This is a genomic window from Methanocaldococcus indicus, from assembly GCF_049554935.1.
Taxonomy (GTDB): domain Archaea; phylum AGJL01; class Methanococci; order Methanococcales; family Methanocaldococcaceae; genus Methanocaldococcus; species Methanocaldococcus indicus.
In genome coordinates this window covers 802,624-822,472 of record NZ_CP186926.1, presented here as the reverse complement: position 1 = coordinate 822,472, position 19,849 = coordinate 802,624, and the positions used below count along the sequence as shown (strand labels likewise).

At 29.0% G+C, this 19,849-nt stretch carries 21 protein-coding genes and 2 tRNA genes; 16 read left to right on the top strand and 7 right to left on the bottom strand.

The genetic code is table 11. From position 1 onward, the window contains the following. The first annotated feature begins 12 nt into the window (after positions 1-12). From ACPB8Q_RS04630 to ACPB8Q_RS04620, 3 genes are read left to right on the top strand one after another with little or no spacing between them, the layout of a single operon-like run. Entirely contained in the window at positions 13-555 is a 543-nt protein-coding gene (locus ACPB8Q_RS04630; RefSeq protein ID WP_423792020.1) for an archaemetzincin family Zn-dependent metalloprotease, read from the top strand. Continuing rightward, positions 524-1,636 (top strand): tRNA (guanine(26)-N(2))-dimethyltransferase, encoded by a 1,113-nt coding sequence (locus tag ACPB8Q_RS04625; protein ID WP_423792019.1) that lies wholly within the window; start codon positions 524-526, stop codon positions 1,634-1,636. The genes ACPB8Q_RS04630 and ACPB8Q_RS04625 overlap by 32 nt, the downstream gene beginning before the upstream one ends. Continuing rightward, entirely contained in the window at positions 1,633-2,292 is a 660-nt protein-coding gene (locus ACPB8Q_RS04620) for a family 16 glycoside hydrolase (RefSeq protein ID WP_423792018.1), read from the top strand. Before ACPB8Q_RS04625 ends, ACPB8Q_RS04620 begins: the two co-directional genes overlap by 4 nt. Here the strand turns inward: ACPB8Q_RS04620 and yjjX are convergent. After that, positions 2,289-2,933, bottom strand: coding sequence for an inosine/xanthosine triphosphatase (yjjX, locus tag ACPB8Q_RS04615; RefSeq protein WP_423792017.1), 645 nt, complete (start codon positions 2,931-2,933; stop codon positions 2,289-2,291). The genes ACPB8Q_RS04620 and yjjX overlap by 4 nt on opposite strands. Before the next feature lie 116 nt (positions 2,934-3,049). Between yjjX and ACPB8Q_RS04610 the strand changes: the two genes are divergently transcribed. Continuing rightward, positions 3,050-4,306: an ABC transporter substrate-binding protein gene (locus tag ACPB8Q_RS04610; protein WP_423792016.1), complete on the top strand. Its 1,257-nt coding sequence runs from the start codon at positions 3,050-3,052 to the stop codon at positions 4,304-4,306. Here the strand turns inward: ACPB8Q_RS04610 and ACPB8Q_RS04605 are convergent. The 4 genes from ACPB8Q_RS04605 to glmM form a co-directional block, all read right to left on the bottom strand. Then, positions 4,303-5,064: an ABC transporter ATP-binding protein gene (locus tag ACPB8Q_RS04605; protein ID WP_423792015.1), complete on the bottom strand. Its 762-nt coding sequence runs from the start codon at positions 5,062-5,064 to the stop codon at positions 4,303-4,305. The genes ACPB8Q_RS04610 and ACPB8Q_RS04605 overlap by 4 nt on opposite strands. After that, positions 5,065-6,045 (bottom strand): FecCD family ABC transporter permease, encoded by a 981-nt coding sequence (locus tag ACPB8Q_RS04600; protein WP_423792014.1) that lies wholly within the window; start codon positions 6,043-6,045, stop codon positions 5,065-5,067. Between the two features lie 43 nt (positions 6,046-6,088). After that, positions 6,089-7,249 carry an ABC transporter substrate-binding protein gene (locus ACPB8Q_RS04595; protein ID WP_423792013.1) on the bottom strand — a complete coding sequence of 387 codons (1,161 nt, stop codon included), beginning with the start codon at positions 7,247-7,249 and terminating at the stop codon, positions 6,089-6,091. Between the two features lie 109 nt (positions 7,250-7,358). Further along, positions 7,359-8,681 (bottom strand): phosphopentomutase/phosphoglucosamine mutase, encoded by a 1,323-nt coding sequence (gene glmM, locus ACPB8Q_RS04590; protein ID WP_423792012.1) that lies wholly within the window; start codon positions 8,679-8,681, stop codon positions 7,359-7,361. A gap of 71 nt (positions 8,682-8,752) precedes the next feature. Here glmM and ACPB8Q_RS04585 point away from each other — a divergent pair, with 71 nt between their 5' ends. From ACPB8Q_RS04585 to purB, 3 genes are all read left to right on the top strand, one after another. After that, positions 8,753-9,457 (top strand): (5-formylfuran-3-yl)methyl phosphate synthase, encoded by a 705-nt coding sequence (locus ACPB8Q_RS04585; RefSeq protein ID WP_423792011.1) that lies wholly within the window; start codon positions 8,753-8,755, stop codon positions 9,455-9,457. A 35-nt stretch (positions 9,458-9,492) separates the two neighbouring features. After that, positions 9,493-9,564, top strand: a tRNA-Arg gene (locus tag ACPB8Q_RS04580). A 23-nt stretch (positions 9,565-9,587) separates the two neighbouring features. Further along, positions 9,588-10,931: an adenylosuccinate lyase gene (gene purB, locus ACPB8Q_RS04575; protein WP_423792010.1), complete on the top strand. Its 1,344-nt coding sequence runs from the start codon at positions 9,588-9,590 to the stop codon at positions 10,929-10,931. Here the strand turns inward: purB and ACPB8Q_RS04570 are convergent. Beyond that, a complete protein-coding gene (locus ACPB8Q_RS04570) occupies positions 10,928-11,176 on the bottom strand; it encodes a hypothetical protein (RefSeq protein WP_423792009.1) in 249 nt (82 codons plus the stop codon). The genes purB and ACPB8Q_RS04570 overlap by 4 nt on opposite strands. Before the next feature lie 313 nt (positions 11,177-11,489). Here ACPB8Q_RS04570 and ACPB8Q_RS04565 point away from each other — a divergent pair. Both ACPB8Q_RS04565 and ACPB8Q_RS04560 read left to right on the top strand, forming a co-directional pair. After that, a tRNA-Arg gene (locus tag ACPB8Q_RS04565) sits at positions 11,490-11,565 on the top strand. A gap of 15 nt (positions 11,566-11,580) precedes the next feature. Continuing rightward, entirely contained in the window at positions 11,581-12,279 is a 699-nt protein-coding gene (locus tag ACPB8Q_RS04560; RefSeq protein ID WP_423792008.1) for a TIGR00297 family protein, read from the top strand. On the opposite strand, the gene ACPB8Q_RS04555 is transcribed toward ACPB8Q_RS04560, so the two are convergent. Beyond that, a complete protein-coding gene (locus ACPB8Q_RS04555; RefSeq protein ID WP_423792007.1) occupies positions 12,271-13,653 on the bottom strand; it encodes a lactaldehyde dehydrogenase in 1,383 nt (460 codons plus the stop codon). The two genes, ACPB8Q_RS04560 and ACPB8Q_RS04555, sit on opposite strands and share 9 nt — an antisense overlap. Before the next feature lie 102 nt (positions 13,654-13,755). On the opposite strand from ACPB8Q_RS04555, the gene ACPB8Q_RS04550 reads away from it, so the two are divergent. The 7 genes from ACPB8Q_RS04550 to ACPB8Q_RS04520 all read left to right on the top strand — a co-directional run bounded on the left by ACPB8Q_RS04550 (position 13,756) and on the right by ACPB8Q_RS04520 (position 19,847). Next, positions 13,756-14,358: an orotate phosphoribosyltransferase-like protein gene (locus tag ACPB8Q_RS04550; RefSeq protein ID WP_423792006.1), complete on the top strand. Its 603-nt coding sequence runs from the start codon at positions 13,756-13,758 to the stop codon at positions 14,356-14,358. Between the two features lie 5 nt (positions 14,359-14,363). After that, complete coding sequence (locus tag ACPB8Q_RS04545; protein WP_423792005.1) at positions 14,364-14,657, top strand: histone; 294 nt, start codon at positions 14,364-14,366, stop codon at positions 14,655-14,657. 6 nt (positions 14,658-14,663) lie between these two features. Continuing rightward, entirely contained in the window at positions 14,664-15,338 is a 675-nt protein-coding gene (gene purQ / locus ACPB8Q_RS04540) for a phosphoribosylformylglycinamidine synthase subunit PurQ (protein ID WP_423792004.1), read from the top strand. Beyond that, complete coding sequence (locus ACPB8Q_RS04535) at positions 15,335-15,778, top strand: HAD family hydrolase (RefSeq protein WP_423792003.1); 444 nt, start codon at positions 15,335-15,337, stop codon at positions 15,776-15,778. Before purQ ends, ACPB8Q_RS04535 begins: the two co-directional genes overlap by 4 nt. 10 nt (positions 15,779-15,788) lie before the next feature. Then, the gene (gene proS, locus ACPB8Q_RS04530; RefSeq protein ID WP_423792002.1) at positions 15,789-17,147 is read left to right on the top strand and encodes a proline--tRNA ligase; all 1,359 of its coding nucleotides are present in this window, start codon (positions 15,789-15,791) and stop codon (positions 17,145-17,147) included. Positions 17,148-17,183: 36 nt separating this feature from the next. After that, positions 17,184-17,816, top strand: coding sequence for an archaeal proteasome endopeptidase complex subunit beta (psmB, locus tag ACPB8Q_RS04525; RefSeq protein ID WP_423793410.1), 633 nt, complete (start codon positions 17,184-17,186; stop codon positions 17,814-17,816). A gap of 126 nt (positions 17,817-17,942) precedes the next feature. After that, entirely contained in the window at positions 17,943-19,847 is a 1,905-nt protein-coding gene (locus tag ACPB8Q_RS04520; protein WP_423792001.1) for a beta-CASP ribonuclease aCPSF1, read from the top strand. Positions 19,848-19,849: the final 2 nt, after the last annotated feature.

Here is a 19,849-nt window from a genome sequence, read left to right as displayed (position 1 = left end):
AGGTTAATTATTATGAAAATATATATTCAACCTATTGGAAAAGTTAATAAAGAGATATTAGATTTTCTATCAACCAATTTAGAAAAACTCTTTGGAGATGTTGAGTTATTAGAACCAATTAAAATTTTAGATATTGCATACAATCCTTTAAGAAATCAATACTGTTCTACAATTCTTTTAAAATATCTTCCAATATTTAAAGATGGAATAACATTAGGAATAACAGAGGAGGATTTATACGCCAACAATTTAAATTTTGTTTTTGGAGAAGCAGAATTATTGGGAAAGAGAGCTATAATTTCTTTAAAAAGATTAAATCCAGAGTTTTATGGAATGCAAAGAAATGACTTTTTATATAAAATAAGAGCTTTAAAAGAAGCTGTGCATGAGATTGGACATGTTTTAGGTTTGAAACATTGTAAAAATAGAAGATGTGTTATGAGCTTTTCAAATTCTATTTTAGATGTAGATTATAAGGATATATTTTTTTGTAGAGATTGTTTAAATAAATTAAGGTGGTTGTATGCTTATAGAAGAGGGAAAGATATCCTTTAATGTTCCAGATAATATCAGTGTAACTAAAAAAGATGAAGTTTTTTATAATCCTAAAATGAGAACTGGGAGAGATTTTGCTGTGTGTGTAGTTGATGCATTTTTAGAGATATATCATAAAGAGGATAGTGCATTAATAGCAGATGCACTATCTGGAAGTGGTGTAAGAGGATTGAGATATGCAAAGGAGATAGAGAGTAAAGATGTTAAAGTTTATTTAAATGATATAAATCCTAAGGCATATAAAAAAATCTTAGAAAATATAGAAATAAATAATTTAAAAGATAAAACAGAAGTGTTTAATGAAGATGCAAATCTATTTTTGAATAGATTTTTTAGAGGATTTAATGTTGTGGATATAGACCCATTTGGCTCTCCTTCTGTATATATTGACTCAGCTTTAAGAGCATTAAAACCAAAAAATTCACTATTATGTTTAACTGCAACAGATACAGCTGCACTATGTGGAAGAGCTGTTAAATCATGTTTAAGGAAATATTTAGCTTATCCTTTATTAACAAAGGACTGTCATGAATTAGCTTTAAGAATTTTAGTTGGATATTGTTTAAGAGTAGCTACTAAGTATGAGTTGTATCTAACTCCTGTATTAGCTCATGCAACTGACCATTATGTTAGAGTCTATTTAAAAGTTGATAGAGGAGCTAAAAAAGCAGATAAAGCCTTTAAAGATTTAGGATATATTAAAGATGTTGATGGAGAAAAAATTATAAACTCTTTTGAAGATGGATACAATAAAGAGTTTAAAGGTCCATTTTATATAAAAAATTTATATGATAAAAAAGTAGTTGAAAGAGCTTTAGAGTTATCAGAAGAGAGAGGATTTGAGAGAGCTTATAAAATACTATCAATAATAAATGAAGAGAAAGAAATTGATAAAGTTGGATGTTATGACACTCATTTATTAGGAAAAGTTTTAAAAATTTCTGTTCCACCAATAAACACACTAATAGAAAAACTTAAAAATAAGGGATACAAAGTTAGTAGAACTCACTACAATCCAAGAGGTATAAAAACTGATGCATCATTAACTGAACTAAAAAAATTGTTATGTGAAGAACTATGAAAAAATTGTTAATATTCTCAATAGTTATTATTCTTTTAGGAACTACATTATCAGGTTGTTTTAAAAAAGGTGTTGGAGAATTTTATGATGATTTTTCAGAATATCAGTTAGGACAAACAGCACCTTTTGGAGAATGGAAAGTAAAAAATGGAACTTTTATAATTACTCTCCCACCTGCTTTAAATTTAGGAGTTGGTGGAGCTAATCAAAATCCAGGAAATAACAAAGTTGTTCAATGTGTAAAAGATGGCATTATGTATTTAGATATAAATTATACTGACTTTGTATATTCAATTGATGTTTTAGTTCCAAAAGATATGGATAAAGCAAGAATTTACTTTAGGTTACAAGACAATGCAACTGTTGGATACTATATACTAATAAATCCAAATATAAATGGATATGTACTATATAAGTTTAACCATACAAAAGTTGAAAAATTAGCTCAATCTTTAACTGCTGCAACTACTTTAGGGCCAATGTTTTTAAGATATACAATAATTGCAAATAAAGGTAAAATAATTCTAAAAGTTCAAGGACAGAAGTATTTAGAGTATAATGATACTCATCCTATATTATATGGTGGAATAGGGTTTGGTGGAAAAGGTTGTTATTTTGACAATGTCCATGTAATTCCTGCAGGATACACATATTAAATTTGGAATAGGATTAGATTCTTTTTCATTCTTGGAATTAATGCCATTATCACACTCTCTCTAATTAAATCTTTTCTTGTTATATTGTTATCTGTTAGATATCCTATAAAACCAACTTTTTTACCTATATCTTTAATTCCAGAAATTTCTTCAGCTATTTTACATCCTTCTTCACCATTTAAAATTCTGTTAACTGCTATCATTGGATACTCAAAACCTTGAGAAATTCCAACAGTTTCCTTAACTCCATCATATACAACAGCTATATGCACATCTAAATAATGATTTCCTATCTTTATCATCCCAGCCTCAATACCAACTGAATAACAACAGTCAATTTTTTCAAATGCATTTTTTGCTCTATTTAAAGCTCCTAAATAAGTTTCCTCTAAACCTATTGGATGAGGAGACACAGAGCTATCTACCTCAACTCCAACAACCTCATAGTATCCTAAAACTTTCTCAAAAGCTTCTTTTGTTCCTTCCACTTTTACAGGATTTTTTGAACCAACAGCTACAACTCTATTTTTATGTCTTGCATAAGACAATTTTTTAGCTTCTTCTAAACATTTGTTGTTCTCACAAATATAAACTCCATAAACACAGTATTTTGCTTCTTTTCCACAAATTTCACATTTCATACTATCCTCACAAAATAGGAAATTTTATTCAATTAATATAAACAAAATATTTTTATATTTTATCATTATAAATATTACTAGGAAATTCATTTCCTATCTAAAAATAAGGTGAGAAAATGAGAAAGTGGCTAATACTTTTGTTAGTTCCAATCTTAATAGGAAGTTTTTTAGCAGGATGCACTCAACAAAGTAATAAAAATAATGAGATAAAAATTGGGGTTTTATTAGATTTATCTGGAGATTTAGCATCAGAAGGACAACAAACAAAGGAAATATTGAGTATTGAAGAAGAGAATATAAACAACTACTTTAAAGAACATAACATCCCTTACACTGTGAAGTTCTTTTATACAGATACACAATGTAATCCAAAAATATGTTTAGACAAAGTTCAGGCTTTACATGCTATGGGAATAAATGCATTTATTGGCCCTACATCAAGTAGTGAGTTAAAAAATATAAAAGATTATGTAAATTCAAATAAATTAATTGTCATTTCTCAGTCTTCAACTGCTCCACCAAAAATATTAGGATTTGAAACTCCTGAACAAAAAAAATATATATTTAGATTTGTCCCAACTGATGAATTCCAAGGAAAAGCAATAGCATCAGTATTAAAAGATGATGGCATAAAGAATATTGTTATAATATATAGAGATGATGCATGGGGTAAGGGTTTATCATCTGCAGTAATAGCTAATGCAAATAAATTAGGATTAAATGTAATAACAACTATTCCATACCCATCTACTCCATCACCAACAGATTGGAGTCCTTACATTCAAAAAATTCAATCAGCTTTAAATGGAAAAAGTAATAAAGATACAGCAGTTTTAGTTATTGGATTTGATGAAGTAGGAACTTTATTATCTCAAATTCCAAAAGATTCACCAGTTTTAAATTACAAATGGTTTGGTTCAGATGGAACAGCATTTAGTAACAAAGTATTAAATGCAGGAGAAAATGCTATAAAAGTTGGTTTGTATTCAACAATATTCTACTCTGAAACAGATGAAGCTAAGAAACTAATTGATGAGTATCATAAAAAAGGATTTAAAGGAAAAGTTAAAGTTTATCCATTAGTTGCTTGTGATGCGGCGTGGGTATTATCATTGTCATATGCAGAGATGTTAAATGAGACAAAAGGAAAATATGACGCTGATTTATTAGCAAAATTAATAAAAGAGAATACTGAAAAGTACTCAAAAGGAGAGTTTGGTGTTAAACCAGTAACAGGATATATAAAATTAAATATATGGAATGATAGAGCTTCTGGTAATTATGGAATATTTGCTGTTACAAAAGATGGTTGGAAGTTAGTTGGTATCTGGAACTCTGAAACTGGAAAAGTTCAATGGATTAAAAAACCTTAATTAATTATTTTTAAATTTGGGACAACTATATTATTTTCTATTTTGCATAAATTACCATACAATCTTTTTAAAATATCCTTATTAAGAACTTTTTTAGGATTTCCAAAATCTAATAATTTACCATTGTTAATAACGGCTACTTTGTCACAAAACCATAAAATATAGTTTGGGTCATGGACACATACTAATATAGTATATCCTTTTTTACTCAATTTTTTTAGAATATTAAATATTAATATTTGATTTTTAAAATCTAAAGCAGATGTTGGTTCATCTAACACCATAATTTTAGTTTCTTGAGCTAATGCCCTTGCCAATAATACTAACTGTCTTTGTCCTCCACTTAAATCAGTGTATGGTTTATCTGATAGATGTTCAATATTTAGAGTTTTCATAGCATTTAAAGCCTTTATCATATCTTCCTTTTTAGGACCAAATATTGAACTTATATGTGGTGTTCTTCCCATTAAAACTACTTCTTTAGCTAAATATGGAAAAGGAGGTTTATGCTCTTGTGGGACATAAGATATTATTTTAGCTTTTTTCTCAGGAGGATACTTTAAGATACTTTCATTATTGACTAATATATCCCCACTAATAGGATTTATGAATCCCACAATACATTTTAATAGTGTAGATTTTCCAGCACCATTAGGACCAAATATCCCACAAATTTCACCCTCTTTAACAGAAAATGATATATTTTCTATAATCTTAGTGTTTCCATAACCTGCTGAAAGATTTTTAATTGTGAGCATTTAATCACCAAAGAATAAATTCTTCTTATTTCTAATTAGATAAATCAAATATGGAGCACCTAATAAAGATGTGACAATTCCTAATGGTACCTCACCAGTTGTTATAGTTCTTGCTATTGTATCACAAATTAATAGAAATATAGCTCCAAAGCTTGCAGATAGTGGTAATAAATACCTATGGTCTGGACCAATAATTAACCTCGCAGCATGTGGCATCATTAAACCTACCCAACCAATAATCCCAGTGACAGATACAGCCAATGAAGTTATAAAAGTAGCTAATGTAATTAATAAGATTTTTAATCTTTCAGTGTTTATTCCCAAAGCTCTTGCTTCATCATCTCCTAAAGATAAAACATTTAGTTTCCAGGAATATATTTGTAGTAAGATAATTCCTATTGGGATTAAGATTCCAGTAGTTTTTACATCATCCCAAGAAGCAGAATACAATCCACCCATAAGCCAGAAAACAATAGCTTTTAGCTGGGCTTCAGTAGCAATATATTGGAAAATAGCAACCATAGCACTAAAAAATGACCCCAATATAACTCCTGCTAATAATAAAGTAACTAATGGAACTCTCCCTCTAACTCTTGCTAAACTGTATGCTAAATACACTGTTAATAATCCAAATACAAAAGCTGAAAGTTGTAAGGATAAAGGGAATTCTGGAAATATAATAGATAAAGCAGCTCCAAAAGCTGCCCCAGAAGAAACTCCTAAAATATATGGACTTACTAATGGATTCCTAAACACTCCTTGATATGTAGCACCAGAAACAGCTAAAGCTGCCCCAACTAAAATAGCCATAATAATTCTTGGTAATCTAATATCAAAAATTATGGTTTTATAAATTTCTTTTGATAAATTTAATGTTATTATTTCATTAATTGGAATGTAGTACTTACCAATACAAAGACATATAAATCCTAAAAATACTGTTAAAATAAATGAAAAGCATATTAAAAATAGCTTTCTCATTATAAATCACCTTATAAAAAATAATGATGGTAAAAATAAGGAGTTAATGTGGATTTAACATAGTTCTTTGAGCTTTAATAGCTTCTTCAATTTGTTTGTCATTTAAGTGGTAGATATCTCTGTATAATTTAATTTCTTCTTTATCTGGGTCAATATCTTCAAATCTGTCTGGATACAATGTTTTAGCTTCTCTTAACAATCCTATTGGAAACTCTATTGTAGCTCTCCATTCAGTTATACCTAAACTACCAACTTTTTTGTTTTTAATTGCATTTATACTTTGAACAAGTTTCCAGTTTATTCCAAAATCTTTTCCTTCATATACATATTCAGGAGGTAAATAACCAGCATGTCCTAATATAATTAATGCATCAGGATTTAATTTAATTATATCTTCTGGAGATGTTTTTAACCATGAACCTTCTTCAACAACATTCTTACCTCCAACTATATCCTCTAAGAAGTATGATTGAATTGTTCTTTTTCCAAGCATATAGTCAGGAGTAGCAAATAATAAAGTTCTTACTCTTTCATTTTCTGGAATATCTTTTGTTCTATTTTTAATTAATACAACATATCCATTTAGATAACTAATTAAGTTATTAGCTTCATCTTTTTTATCAAATATTTCTCCTAAGATTCTTATTTCTTCCCACATAGTTTTAACATTTGGTTGTTCATATGATGTAGGATGTAACAAAATAACTACTGGAATTCCTAAGCTATTTAATTTTTCAACAAGTTTTTTGTATGCTTCTTCTCTGTTTTTGTTTGTTACAAATGCTCTTACAATAACAACATCAGGTTTTGTTGCAGCTAATGTTTCATAATTAGGTTCTCTTGAATTACCAACATCAACAATATCTGTTTCTAATCTTGGACATATAACCTTTAAAAATGGATTCTTCATTTGAGAATGGTCAACAGCTACAACCTTATCATCAATTCCCCAGATTTTCATAACTTTAATATATGTTCCAGTAAAATCAAGTAAAGCAACTCTATTAATATTCTTCTTTATTTTTACATCTCTACCCCACATGTCTTTTATTGTCTTATATTCATCAGCAACATTATTGTTAGTTGTTGTTACTATATTTTGAGATTCTTGTGTTACACTCTCTTGTTGTTGAGTACATCCTGCTAAACTTATAATGGGAATTATTAATCCAATTATCATAAATATTAATACATACTTTCTCAATTTATCACCTTTTGTATTAAAAATTTTTCATAAGTTAATACTAAAAGTAATATAAAAATGTTTGTATTTAATACTAACTAATAACACTAATTAAAAAAAGTAATATTATTTATTCAAAAGTTTGTATGGCCTCTTTAACTAACTTAATTCCTTTATCTAATAAACTCTTAGCTAATTCTTTTGTTTTTGCTTCTACTCTAATTCTAATATACTCTTCTGTCCCAGATGGTCTTATTAAAATCCAACCATCATCTAAATTAAATCTTGCACCATCTACAATTTCTGGCTTAGTTTTAAAAACTTTTTCTCCATTTTCAATTATATAATTCATAACTTTATCTTTTAATTCATTCTTGCAGTAAATTTTTTCTCTTATGTTAATATAGCTCTTAACACTATCTAACAATTTGTATAGTGGAGAGTTATAAAATTCCAACATCTCTAAAATTCTTAATCCACTTAAAATTCCATCTGGAGTAAGATGTATATCTCCATGAATCCATGTGCCACTTGGCTCACAACCAAATTTGGCATTTCTTTTAATCATTTCCTCAGAGACATAAACATCTCCAACTTTTGTTCTGTATATTTCTACATTATAATCCTTTAAAATATTATCTAAGATTATTGAACTATCAACAGTAGTAACTATCTTTTTTATGTTATATTTTTCAACTAAAAATTTACAAAAAATAGCCATTAACTTGTCAAAATCTGAAAATCTTCCTTTTTCATCTATAACTCCTACTCTATCAGCATCTCCATCATGAACAATACACAACCTATTCAATGCCTTGGCTATTTCCATAGTTTCTTTTAAATGTTCTTCACTTGGCTCTGGAACTCTTGAAAATCTTCCATCAATATGGCTATTTATTGATATTAAATTACAACCAACATCTTTCAATAGATAAGGAGATACTAAACTTCCAGCTCCATTTCCACAATCAACTAAAATATTATGCTCTTTTTCTATTTCCACCTTATTTAAAATAAATTCTTTATACCTTTTTATTGTCTGATTGTCATTATAACATTTCCCTACAATCTTCCAATTTACTTCAAATTCTTTATTTATATTATTTTCAATTTCTTCCTCTTCTTTTTTATTTAGAGAAATTCCATCTTTCTTAAAAATTTTTATTCCATTGTATTCTCCAGGATTATGTGATGCTGTTATCATAACTCCAACATCATAATACTTAGCATTAAAACCTAAAACAGGTGTAGGGACTATATTAGAAAGAATAGCATTACCTCCACTTTGCAAAATTCCAGAGATTAAGGAGCTTTCCAACATCTTCCCTGTTGTTCTTGTGTCTCTCCCAATTAATATATTTCTATATTTCTCACCTAAAACTAAACCTACTTTATAAGCTATCTTAGGATGTAAGTTCTTCATCCTTATTCCAGATGTTCCAAAAAGTTTCATCATTTATCACCATCAAAGTTATAAATAGTATAATAGAATAATTTTAAGTTAAATATGTATTAGGTGGTTGTATGCTATTATTAGTAAGTCCAATTAATAAAGAAGAGGCAATAGAAGCAATAGAAGGAGGGGCTGATATAATAGATGTTAAAAATCCAAAAGAAGGCTCATTAGGTGCGAATTTTCCTTGGGTGATAAGAGAGATTAGAGAGGTTACTCCAAAAGAGTTGTTAGTTAGTGCAACTGTTGGAGATGTTCCATACAAACCAGGAACTGTGTCATTAGCAGCTTTAGGAGCTTGTATTGCAGGAGCAGATTATATAAAAGTTGGATTGTATGGAGCTAAAAACTACTATCAAGCTTTGGACATTATGAAAAATGTAGTTAAGGCAGTTAAAGATTATGATGATAATAAGATTGTTGTTGCTGCTGGATATGCAGATGCATATAGAGTTAATGCAGTTGAACCATTAATAATTCCAAAAATTGCAAGAGATGCAGGAGCAGATGTAGCCATGCTTGACACTGCTATAAAAGATGGTAAAACACTATTTGACTTCTTAGATAAAGAAATTTTAGCTGAATTTGTAGAAGAAGCACATAGTTATGGATTAAAATGTGCATTAGCTGGAAGTATTAAAAAAGAACATTTCCCAATATTAAAAGATATTGGGACTGATATAGTTGGAGTTAGAGGAGCTGCTTGTAAAGGAGGAGACAGAAACACTGGAAAAATTGATAGAGAACTTGTAAGAGAGCTAAAAAAACTTTGTTAAAAATTAAAATTAATTAATTTTAACTTTTTTGTTTTGCCCCGGTGGGGTAGTGGATATCCTTTGGCACTGCGGATGCTAAGACCCGGGTTCAAATCCCGGCCGGGGCGTTAATTAATTTAGAGGTGAAATTTTGGCAGTTCATCCAATTGATTATAGGTATGGTAGTGAAGAGATGAGAAAGATTTGGGAAGAAAAGAATAAGTTAGATAAGATGTTAAAGGTTGAAGGTGCATTAGCAAAAGCCCAAGGGGAACTTGGCATAATTCCAAAAGAACATGCAGAGGAGATATATAAAAAGGCATCTGTAAAGTATGTCTCTTTGGAAAGAGTTAAAGAGATAGAAAAAGAGATTAAACATGATGTTATGGCTATGGTTAGGGCATTAGCAGAGGTTTGTGGTGAAGCTGGGGAATATGTGCATTTTGGAGCTACTTCAAATGATATAGTTGATACTTCAAACTCCTTATTAATTAAAGAAACCCTAAATATAATAGAGAATAAACTAAAAGAGCTTTTAAATGTCTTATTAGAGAAAGCAGAGGAACATAAATATACTGTATGTGTGGGAAGAACTCATGGACAGCATGCTATTCCTACAACTTATGGTATGAGATTTGCTCTTTGGGCAGCAGAAATAGACAGACATTTAGATAGATTAAAAGAATTAAAGGAGAGAGTTTTAGTATCGAAGATGACTGGGGCTGTTGGAACTTGTGCAGCTATGGGAGAGAAAGGTTTAGAAGTGCATAAAAAAGTTGCAGAAATTTTAAATCTAAAACCAGATTTAATAACAAACCAAGTTATTCAAAGAGATAGACATGCAGAATTTATAAATTTAATGGCTTTAATTGCTCAAACATTAAACAAGATAGGTGTAACAGTTAGAAATATGCAAAGGACAGAGATTGGAGAGTTAGAGGAAGAATTTGACTATAAAAAACAAGTAGGTTCTTCAACAATGCCACATAAAAGAAATCCTATAACATTTGAACAAATTTGTGGATTATCAAGAGTTATAAAATCTTTATGTATTGCTGAGATGGATAATATACCTCTTTGGGAGGAGAGAGATTTAACAAATTCATCCTCAGAAAGATGCATATTTGCAGAGGTTTCTGTATTAACTGACCATATCTTAAATTTGTCAATAAAGGGTATTAAAAAATTAAGAGTAAATAAAGAGAACTGTAAAAAGAATTTAGAATTAACAAAAGGACTAATAATGGCTGAAAGAGTTATGATAGAATTGGCTAAAAAAATTGGAAGACAAAGAGCTTATAAATTAGTTAGAGATTTAGCTATGAAAGCATATAATGAGAATAGACATTTAAAAGATGTTTTATTAGAAAATGAAGAGATTAGGAAATATTTAAGTGAGAAAGATATTGAGAGATTGATGGATTATAACAGCTATATAGGATTAGCTCCACAAATTGTAGAAAATGTAATAAAAACTATAAGAGAAAAATATTAATCTCCTTTTCCTTCAATTTCTATTATTTTTACATAAATTGGATGTTCTTTTAAGTATTCATAAACTCTTTCAGCTGCTCTTCTTGACCTAGCCAACATAACAAAAGCAATATCTCCTTTATATCTTGCTTCACAAAAGGATAAAATGTCTCCCCTTGCTATCCCTTCACCAATAATTTTTCTAATTAAATCCTCATACTTTGTAGCATGTTTTTCTGGAATGTTTAATAAAACTCCATAAATCATAAATATAATCACCATTTAATTTATTTTTGGGTATGTAATATTATCTTAAAATAGTATTTAAGTTTTATTGCTATTATCCTGAAAATTTTTATTTTTTAGTTTAATTTGCTTTTAATAGATTATTTTTGGTTTAGGAGATTTTTGTAAAATTTTAAGTTATTGTAACTTAATTATGACCTTTAAATAATACTATTTGTTATTATGATATTAAAATTCATAAAAAAAAAATAAAATTCATTTAACATAATTCATATATAGTATATTATATAGTATAATAAACTTTAATGTTAATAAAAAATTTAATAAAAAAATAGCCCCCGTAGCTTAGCCAGGATTAGAGCGTCGGGCTTCGGACCCGAAGGTCGGGGGTTCAAATCCCCCCGGGGGCGCTATTTGGGAATGTTATGGATATACTTAGATTTTTATTGGCAATAGTTATTGTATTGATTCTCTCTATAATAATAAAAAGAAGTAAAACACTAGATAACAAAGGTATTTTAGCATCTGCTATAATGGGATTTTTCTTAATATATTTTTGTGGATTTAAATTTTTCTTAATTTTGTTATCTTTTTTTGTTTTATGCTCATTGGCAAGTAGATTAGGAAAAGAAAAGAAGAAAAAATTAAAAAATTTAGAAGTTTGTAGAGGGCTAAAAAATGTTTTAGCTAATGGATTACCTCCTCTAATTTTTGCTATTTTATATTTAATTGGTTTTAATTTTGGATTAGTAGGTTATGTAGCATCTATTGCATCAGCAACCTCAGACACATTTTCCTCTGAGATAGGAATACTTTCTAATGAAAAACCAAGATTAATAACTACTTTTAAAGAAGTTAAAGAAGGAGAGGATGGGGGGATTACACTATTGGGATTATTGGCTGGATTATTAGGCAGTTTTTTAATTGGTGTTGTTGGTTTTATATTATTTAATGATTTTAAACTTTTAGTATCTTCAACAATAGCAGGATTCTTAGGGAATATTGTTGATAGCTATATTGGGGCTACATTAGAAAGAAAAAAGATAGTAAATAATGAAATTACAAACTTCTTAGCTAATTTATTAGGTGGAATCTTTGGAATTATTCTATATTTTTTATTTTGATATGCAAATAGTTTTAATTTCACTCATCTCTTCTATTGCATATTTTATTCCCTCTCTACCTAAACCACTCTTTTTAACTCCTCCAAATGGCATATTATCCACTCTATATAATGAAGAGTCATTTATAATAACACCACCAAACTCTAAATTTTCAGCAAAAGAAAGTGCTTTATTTATATTTTGAGTAAATATTGCTGAATGCAATCCATATTCAAGGGAATTTGCTATATCTAACATCTCCTCTTCACTACATCTAACTATTGGAACAATAGGGGCAAATGTTTCAGTTCTACATAAGAAGTTATCTCTATCAACCTCTAAAATAGTTGGATAAATGATAGATTTCTCCCTTCTACCTCCTAACAAGAGTTTTGCTCCATCTTCAATAGCTCTATTTATTAATGTTTCAGCAAATTTAGCATGTTCTAATGTAATAACTGGGCCAACATCTGTCTCCTCATTTAATGGATTACCTACTTTCAATTTTTTAGTTTCTTCAACAAACTTTTTAATGAATGTATCTGCTATCTCCTCATCCACCAAAATTACTCCAACAGCAATACATACCTGTTTAGCATATAAAAAAGAACCTTTTACAAGAGATTTAACAGCTTTATTTATATCAGCATCTTTTAAAACTAAGTTTGGATTAACACCCCCTAACTCTAAATGTATCTTCTTAAATCCTGCTTTTTTTGTTATCTCCTCTCCAACATATGTACTCCCTGTAAAAGAAATCATATTTATTTTTTCATTGACAACTAACTCATCTCCAACAACTTCCCCTAAACCAGTTAATAGATAGTATGGCACATAGTCAGAATATTTTTTATAAGCTTCTTCAATAATCTTAGCCAACTCAATAGTAGCTAATGGAGCTTTTATAGAAGGATGGTGTAAAATAAAGTTACCTACTGCAATTGATGGAGCTATTTTATGGGCAGATAAATTTAATGGAAAGTTGAATGGTGTTATAGCTGCTAATAAACCTATTGGTTCTCTTCTTGTTAAAATAAGTTTATCATTTGTCTCTATAACCTCTCCTCTTAATTCCTTAACATAAAAAGCAGCTAATTTAAATGTTGTTATAGCCCTATCTACTTCTATCCTTGCCTGTTTAATAGGTTTTCCTGCATCAATTGCTAAAATTTTTGCTAATTCTTCCTTTTTCTCTTTAATTTTATTAGATATATACATAAGTATATTGTATCTTTTAGTTTTAGAGAGTTTTGCTTTATCTTTATTTTCATAAGCCAAATCAATAGCTTCCTTAACCTCTTCTCTACTCAATGCAGGAATCTTTTTTATAATTTCTAATGTGTATGGATTTATAACTTCAATATCTTCTCTTTCAATCCATTTATTTATAAACATTATGCAACACCTTAATAGATATATACTATATCTTACTATTATTCTCTAATTATTAAAATTGTTTTAAGATAATTTTTTAAAATAAATGAAAGGTTATGTATTATGGACAAAGAATTATTAAATAAAGTTATTGAATTAAGAAAATCAGGACTATCTATTAGCCAGATAGCTGATGAGTTGAATGTTTCAACAGATACAGCAAGATATTTGGTGTTAAATGCCGAAAAGTTGTTAAAAGAGGAAAAGAAAAAAGAAAAGATAGATATTTATATAGATTGGAGAAATATAGGTTCATCTGCAAATAGATTAAAATATCTTTCAGATATAATTGTTGATATTTTAAAAGATTATGATTTTGATGCTGTTGTGGGAGTTTCAACAAGTGGAGTTCCATTAGCTACTTTTGTTGCTAATGAGTTAAATAAAAACTTCACCATCTATATTCCAAAAAAACATTTACCCAATGAAGAATCTTCTGGAATTGTCTCAAACAACTTCTCAGATATATATAAAAAGAGAGTTGTTATAATTGATGATGTTGTAACAAGTGGAAAAACATTAGAAGAGTGTGTAAAAAACTTAAAAGAGATTTGTAATCCTAAGTTAATTGTTGTTTTAATTGATAAGAGTGGATTAGATGAAATAGCAGGAGTTAAATTAATTCCATTAATTAGAATAAAAGCTTTAAAAATTGATGAGGAGTGAAATTAATGTTACCAAGAGCAACCATAAAAAGAATGATGAAACAACATACTAATCTCAACATCTCTGCTGAGGCTGTTGAAGAAATCTGCAACCTTTTAGAAGAAATAATAAAAATAACAACAGAAGTTGCAGAAAAAAATGCTAAAAAAGAAGGTAGAAAAACAATAAAGGCAAGAGATATAAAAAGATGTGATGATGAAAGATTAAAAAAGAAAATTTTAGAGTTGAGTGAAAGAACAGAAAAAATGCCTATTCTAATAAAAGAGATGTTAAATGTCATAACATCTGAATTGGAGTGAAGCTTTATGATAGCAGTTATTAAATTTTTAGGTAGTAATTGTGATTTAGATGTTTGTAAAGCTATTGAGTTAGCTGGTGGAAAAGCAAAGTTAGTGTTTTATACAGAAAAAGATTTATCAAACTATGATGGAGCTGTCATTCCAGGAGGGTTTTCTTATGGGGATTATTTAAGAGCTGGAGCTATAGCATCAAGAACTCCAATAATCAATGCTTTAAGAAAGATGATAGATGAGGGAAAACCTGTCTTAGGAATCTGTAATGGAGCTCAAATAGGTTTAGAGGCAGGATTTTCAAGGGGTGTATTTACTTTAAACAAAAATGCAAGATTTATATGTAAATGGGTGTATATTAGAGTTGAAAATAATAAAACTCCATTTACAAGATTTTATGAAAAAGGACAAGTTTTAAAGATTCCAATTGCTCATGCAGAAGGAAGATTCTATGCAAATGATGATGATTTAGATTATTTATATAAAAACAATATGATTGTCTTTAAGTATTGTGATGAGACAGGAGAAGTTAAAGAAGATGTAAATCCAAATGGTTCAATTGATAATATAGCAGGAGTATGTAATGAAAAGTTTAATGCCCTCTTTTTAATGCCTCATCCTGAAAGAGCTTCTCAAAAAATCCTTGGCTCTGATGATGGATTATTTATGTTTAAAGGAATGATAGAATGATACTTCTTTTGGATTTAAATGGAACTATTGCATTGGATGGGGAAATAATTGAAGGTGTAAAGGAAAGATTAGAAAAATTAAAAAAGAAATTTGATATTTATATACTATCTGCTGATACTTTTGGAACTTTGGAAGATATTGGTAAAAAATTAGGGGTTAGTTATAAAAAGGTTGATAAATTAAAATATGGTAGTGAAGGAATAGCTAAGCTAATGATACTTTTAGAGTTAAAGAAAAATAATAATTATATTGTTGCTATTGGAAATGGTAAAAATGATAAATATATATTAGAGAAAGCTGATTTAGGAATATGTGTTATTGGAAAAGAAGGAGCTAATATAAATGCTATTTTATCTGCTGATGTTGTGGTTAATAATATATTAGATGCCTTAGATTTATTAATTTACGAAAAAAGATTAAAAGCAACTATGAGAGATTAGGGTGAGACATTTGGATTTTTCTGAGTGGTACTCCAATATCTTAGAAAGAGCTGGAATTTTTGATGTAAGGTATCCTATAAAAGGGTGTGGTGTTTATCTACCTTATGGTTTTAAAATTAGAAAATATACATTTGAGATTTTAAGAGATTTGTTAGATAGAACAGGACATGAAGAAACTTTGTTCCCATTATTGATTCCAGAAACCTTATTAAAAAAAGAAGGAGAGCATATTAAAGGATTTGAGGAGGAGGTTTATTGGGTTACTCATGGAGGTAGTAAAGAGTTAGATGTAAAATTAGCTTTAAGACCAACATCTGAGACATCCATATACTATATGTTTAAGCAGTGGATTAAAGTTCATACAGATATGCCAATTAAAATATATCAAATAGTTAATACATTTAGATATGAAACAAAACATACAAGACCTCTAATAAGATTAAGAGAAATTATGACTTTTAAAGAAGCACATACAATACACTCAACAGAAGAAGATGCTGAAAAACAAGTAAGAGAAGCAATAGAAATATATAAAAAATTCTTTGATACCATTGGAGTTCCTTATTTAATATCTACAAGACCAGAATGGGACAAATTCCCAGGAGCAAAATATACAGTTGCTTTTGATACTATATTTCCAGATGGTAGAGCTATACAAATTGGAACAGTCCATAATTTAGGACAACACTTTTCAAAAGCATTTGATATAGTTTTTGAGACACCAACAGGAGATAAAGATTATGGTTATCAGACATGTTATGGTATATCTGATAGAGCTATTGCCTCAATAATAGCAATACATGGTGATGAAAAAGGTCTAATTTTACCTCCAATTGTGGCTCCTTATCAGATAGTTATAGTTCCATTAATATTTAAAGGAAAAGAAGAGTTAGTTATGGATAAAGCAAAAGAGATATATAACAAATTAAAAGATAAATATAGAGTTTTATTGGATGATAGAGATTTAAGACCAGGAAAGAAGTTTAATGAATGGGAATTAAAAGGAGTCCCTCTAAGAATTGAAATAGGTCCAAAAGATATTGAAAATAAAAAAATAACCATATATAGAAGAGATACAAATGAAAAGTTACAAATAGATGAGGACAATTTAGAAGAGATAGAAAAAACTTTAAATAATATTATGGAATATATGAAAGAAAAAGCATGGAAAAAATTTGATGAATATATAACTATTGTTAATAATGTAAATGAAATTAAAGAGATATTAGAAAAAAGAAAGGGAATTGTTTTAATTCCATTTAATGAAGAGATTTATAATGAAGATTTAGAGGAAAAAGTAGAAGCAACTATTTTAGGAAAAACAAGATATAAAGATAGGGATTATATAGCTATTGCTAAGACATATTAAGATTTAACTTTTTTAGGTGATGTATTTATGGATGACATGAGAATGAAAGGAACTACAACAGTAGGACTTATATATAAAGATGGAGTTATTTTAGCAGCTGATAAAAGAGCTTCTATGGGAAATTTAATAGCTGATAAAAATGCTAAAAAAGTTCATAAAATTGATGATTATTTAGCTTTAACTATATCAGGAAGTGTTGGAGACGCACAAGCTATAATAAGATATCTAATAGCTGAGGCAAGATTATACAGAATGAGAGCTGGAAGATACTTAGCTCCTAAGAATTGTGCTACTCTCTTATCTAATATTTTACATTCAAGCAGATTCTATCCATACTTAACTATGCTTATCTTAGGAGGATATAACTTAGATGAAAATAAGGGAGAGTTATTCTCAATAGACCCCTTAGGTGGATTTAGTGAAGAATATACTTTCACAGCCACTGGCTCTGGAAGTCCAGTAGCATATGGGGTTTTAGAAGCTGAATATAAAAAAGATTTACCATTAGATAAAGCAATTAAATTAGCTATTAAAGCTATCAAAGCTGCAAGTGAAAGAGATACCTTCACTGGAAATGGTATATCCTTAGCTGTTATAAATAAAGAAGGAGTGAAAATTTTAGAGGATGAAGAGATAGATAATTTTTTAAAGAGTTTAAGAAAGAAATAAATTAAATTATATATTTTCATAAAATTAATTTTTGCACAGAATATTTCAATATTTTTATCTATTTTAACATAAAAATTTTATTAATTTATATATAAACATAAATTAAAAATTGTAAGGTGATTATTTTTGACAGTTGAAGAAGTTTTAGAAGAACTAAAAAATAAAATTATAAAATTATCTCCAAAAGAAGCAAAAATAGTTGATGTTCAGTTTGAAGGTCCAGAATTAGTGGTATATGTAAAAAATCCAGAAGTTTATAGTAATGAAATAGTTAGAAATATAGCAAAAGAGATTAGAAAAAGAATTTCTATAAGAGCAGACCCATCTGTATTAATAGAGCCAGAAGAAGCCAAAAAAATGATATTGGAGATAGTTCCAGAAGATGCTGGAATAGAGAATATTATTTTTGAGCCTACAACAGGAGAGGTTATTATTGAATCAAAAAAACCTGGGTTAGTTATTGGAAAAGAAGGAAAAACATTAGAAGCTATAAAAAAAGCTATCAAATGGGCCCCTAAACCTGTGAGAGTTCCACCTATACAATCTGAAACTATTAAGGCAATTAGGGCTACTCTTTTCAGAGAAAGAGATGATGTAAAAGAAATTTTAAGAAGAATAGGAAGAAAAATTTTTAGAGAAGTTATAAAAAAAGATGACTATTGGATTAGAGTTAGCTTCTTAGGTGGAGCAAGAGAAGTAGGTAGAAGTTGTTTATATCTCCAAACTCCAGATACAAAGGTTTTAATTGATTGTGGAGTAAATATTGCCTGTGAAGATAAAGCATATCCTTATTTTGATGCACCAGAATTTAGTATAGAGGATTTAGATGCTGTTATAATTACTCATGCTCATCTTGACCACTGTGGTTTTGTCCCAGGATTGTTTAGATATGGTTATGATGGTCCTGTTTATTGCACAAGACCTACAAGAGACTTGATGACTCTCTTACAAAAAGATTATTTGGAAATAGCAAAAAAAGAAGGTAAATTTATCCCATATGATTCAAAGGATATTAAAACATGTGTTAAACATACAATACCAATAGATTATGGAGTAACAACTGATATAAGTCCAACTATAAAATTAACTTTACATAATGCTGGCCATGTTCTTGGCTCTGCTATTGCTCATCTACATATAGGAGATGGATTATATAACTTAGCTTATACAGGGGATATAAAATATGAAAGTTCAAGATTGTTAGAGCCAGCAGTTACACAGTTTCCAAGATTAGAAACTTTAATTATTGAATCTACTTATGGAGGATTTGATGATGTTCTACCTACAAGAGATGAAGCAGAGCAGAAGTTATTGGAAGTTGTTAGTAAGGTAATTGATAGGAGAGGTAAAATATTGATTCCTGTGTTTGGAGTTGGAAGAGCACAAGAGTTAATGTTAGTTTTAGAAGAAGGATACAATCAAGGAATATTTAATGCTCCTGTATATTTAGATGGTATGATTTGGGAAGCAACAGCTATCCATACAGCATATCCAGAATATTTATCTAAGGAGATGAGACAAAAGATATTCCATGAAGGAGATAATCCTTTCTTATCAGAGGTATTTAAAAGAGTAGGTAGTGCAAAGGAAAGAAGAAATATTATAGATTCTGATGAACCAGCAATAATATTGGCAACATCTGGAATGCTCACTGGTGGGCCAAGTGTTGAATATTTAAAAAATTTAGCTCCAGATGAAAAAAATGCTATTATATTTGTAGGCTATCAATCAGAGGGAACATTGGGTAGAAAGATACAAAGAGGTTGGAAAGAAATTCCAATAATTACAAGTAATGGAAAAACTAAGTCAATTCCAGTTAATTTAGAGGTTGTTACAATTGAAGGGTTTTCTGGGCATAGTGATAGAAAACAATTAATGAGATATGTTAGGAAAGTTAAACCTTCCCCAGAAAGGATTATTATGGTTCATGGAGAAGAAAGTAAGTGTTTAGATTTCTCTGAGTCAGTTAGAAGATTATTTAAAAAAGAAACTTATGCACCAAGAAATTTAGATAGTTTAAGAATAAAATAATA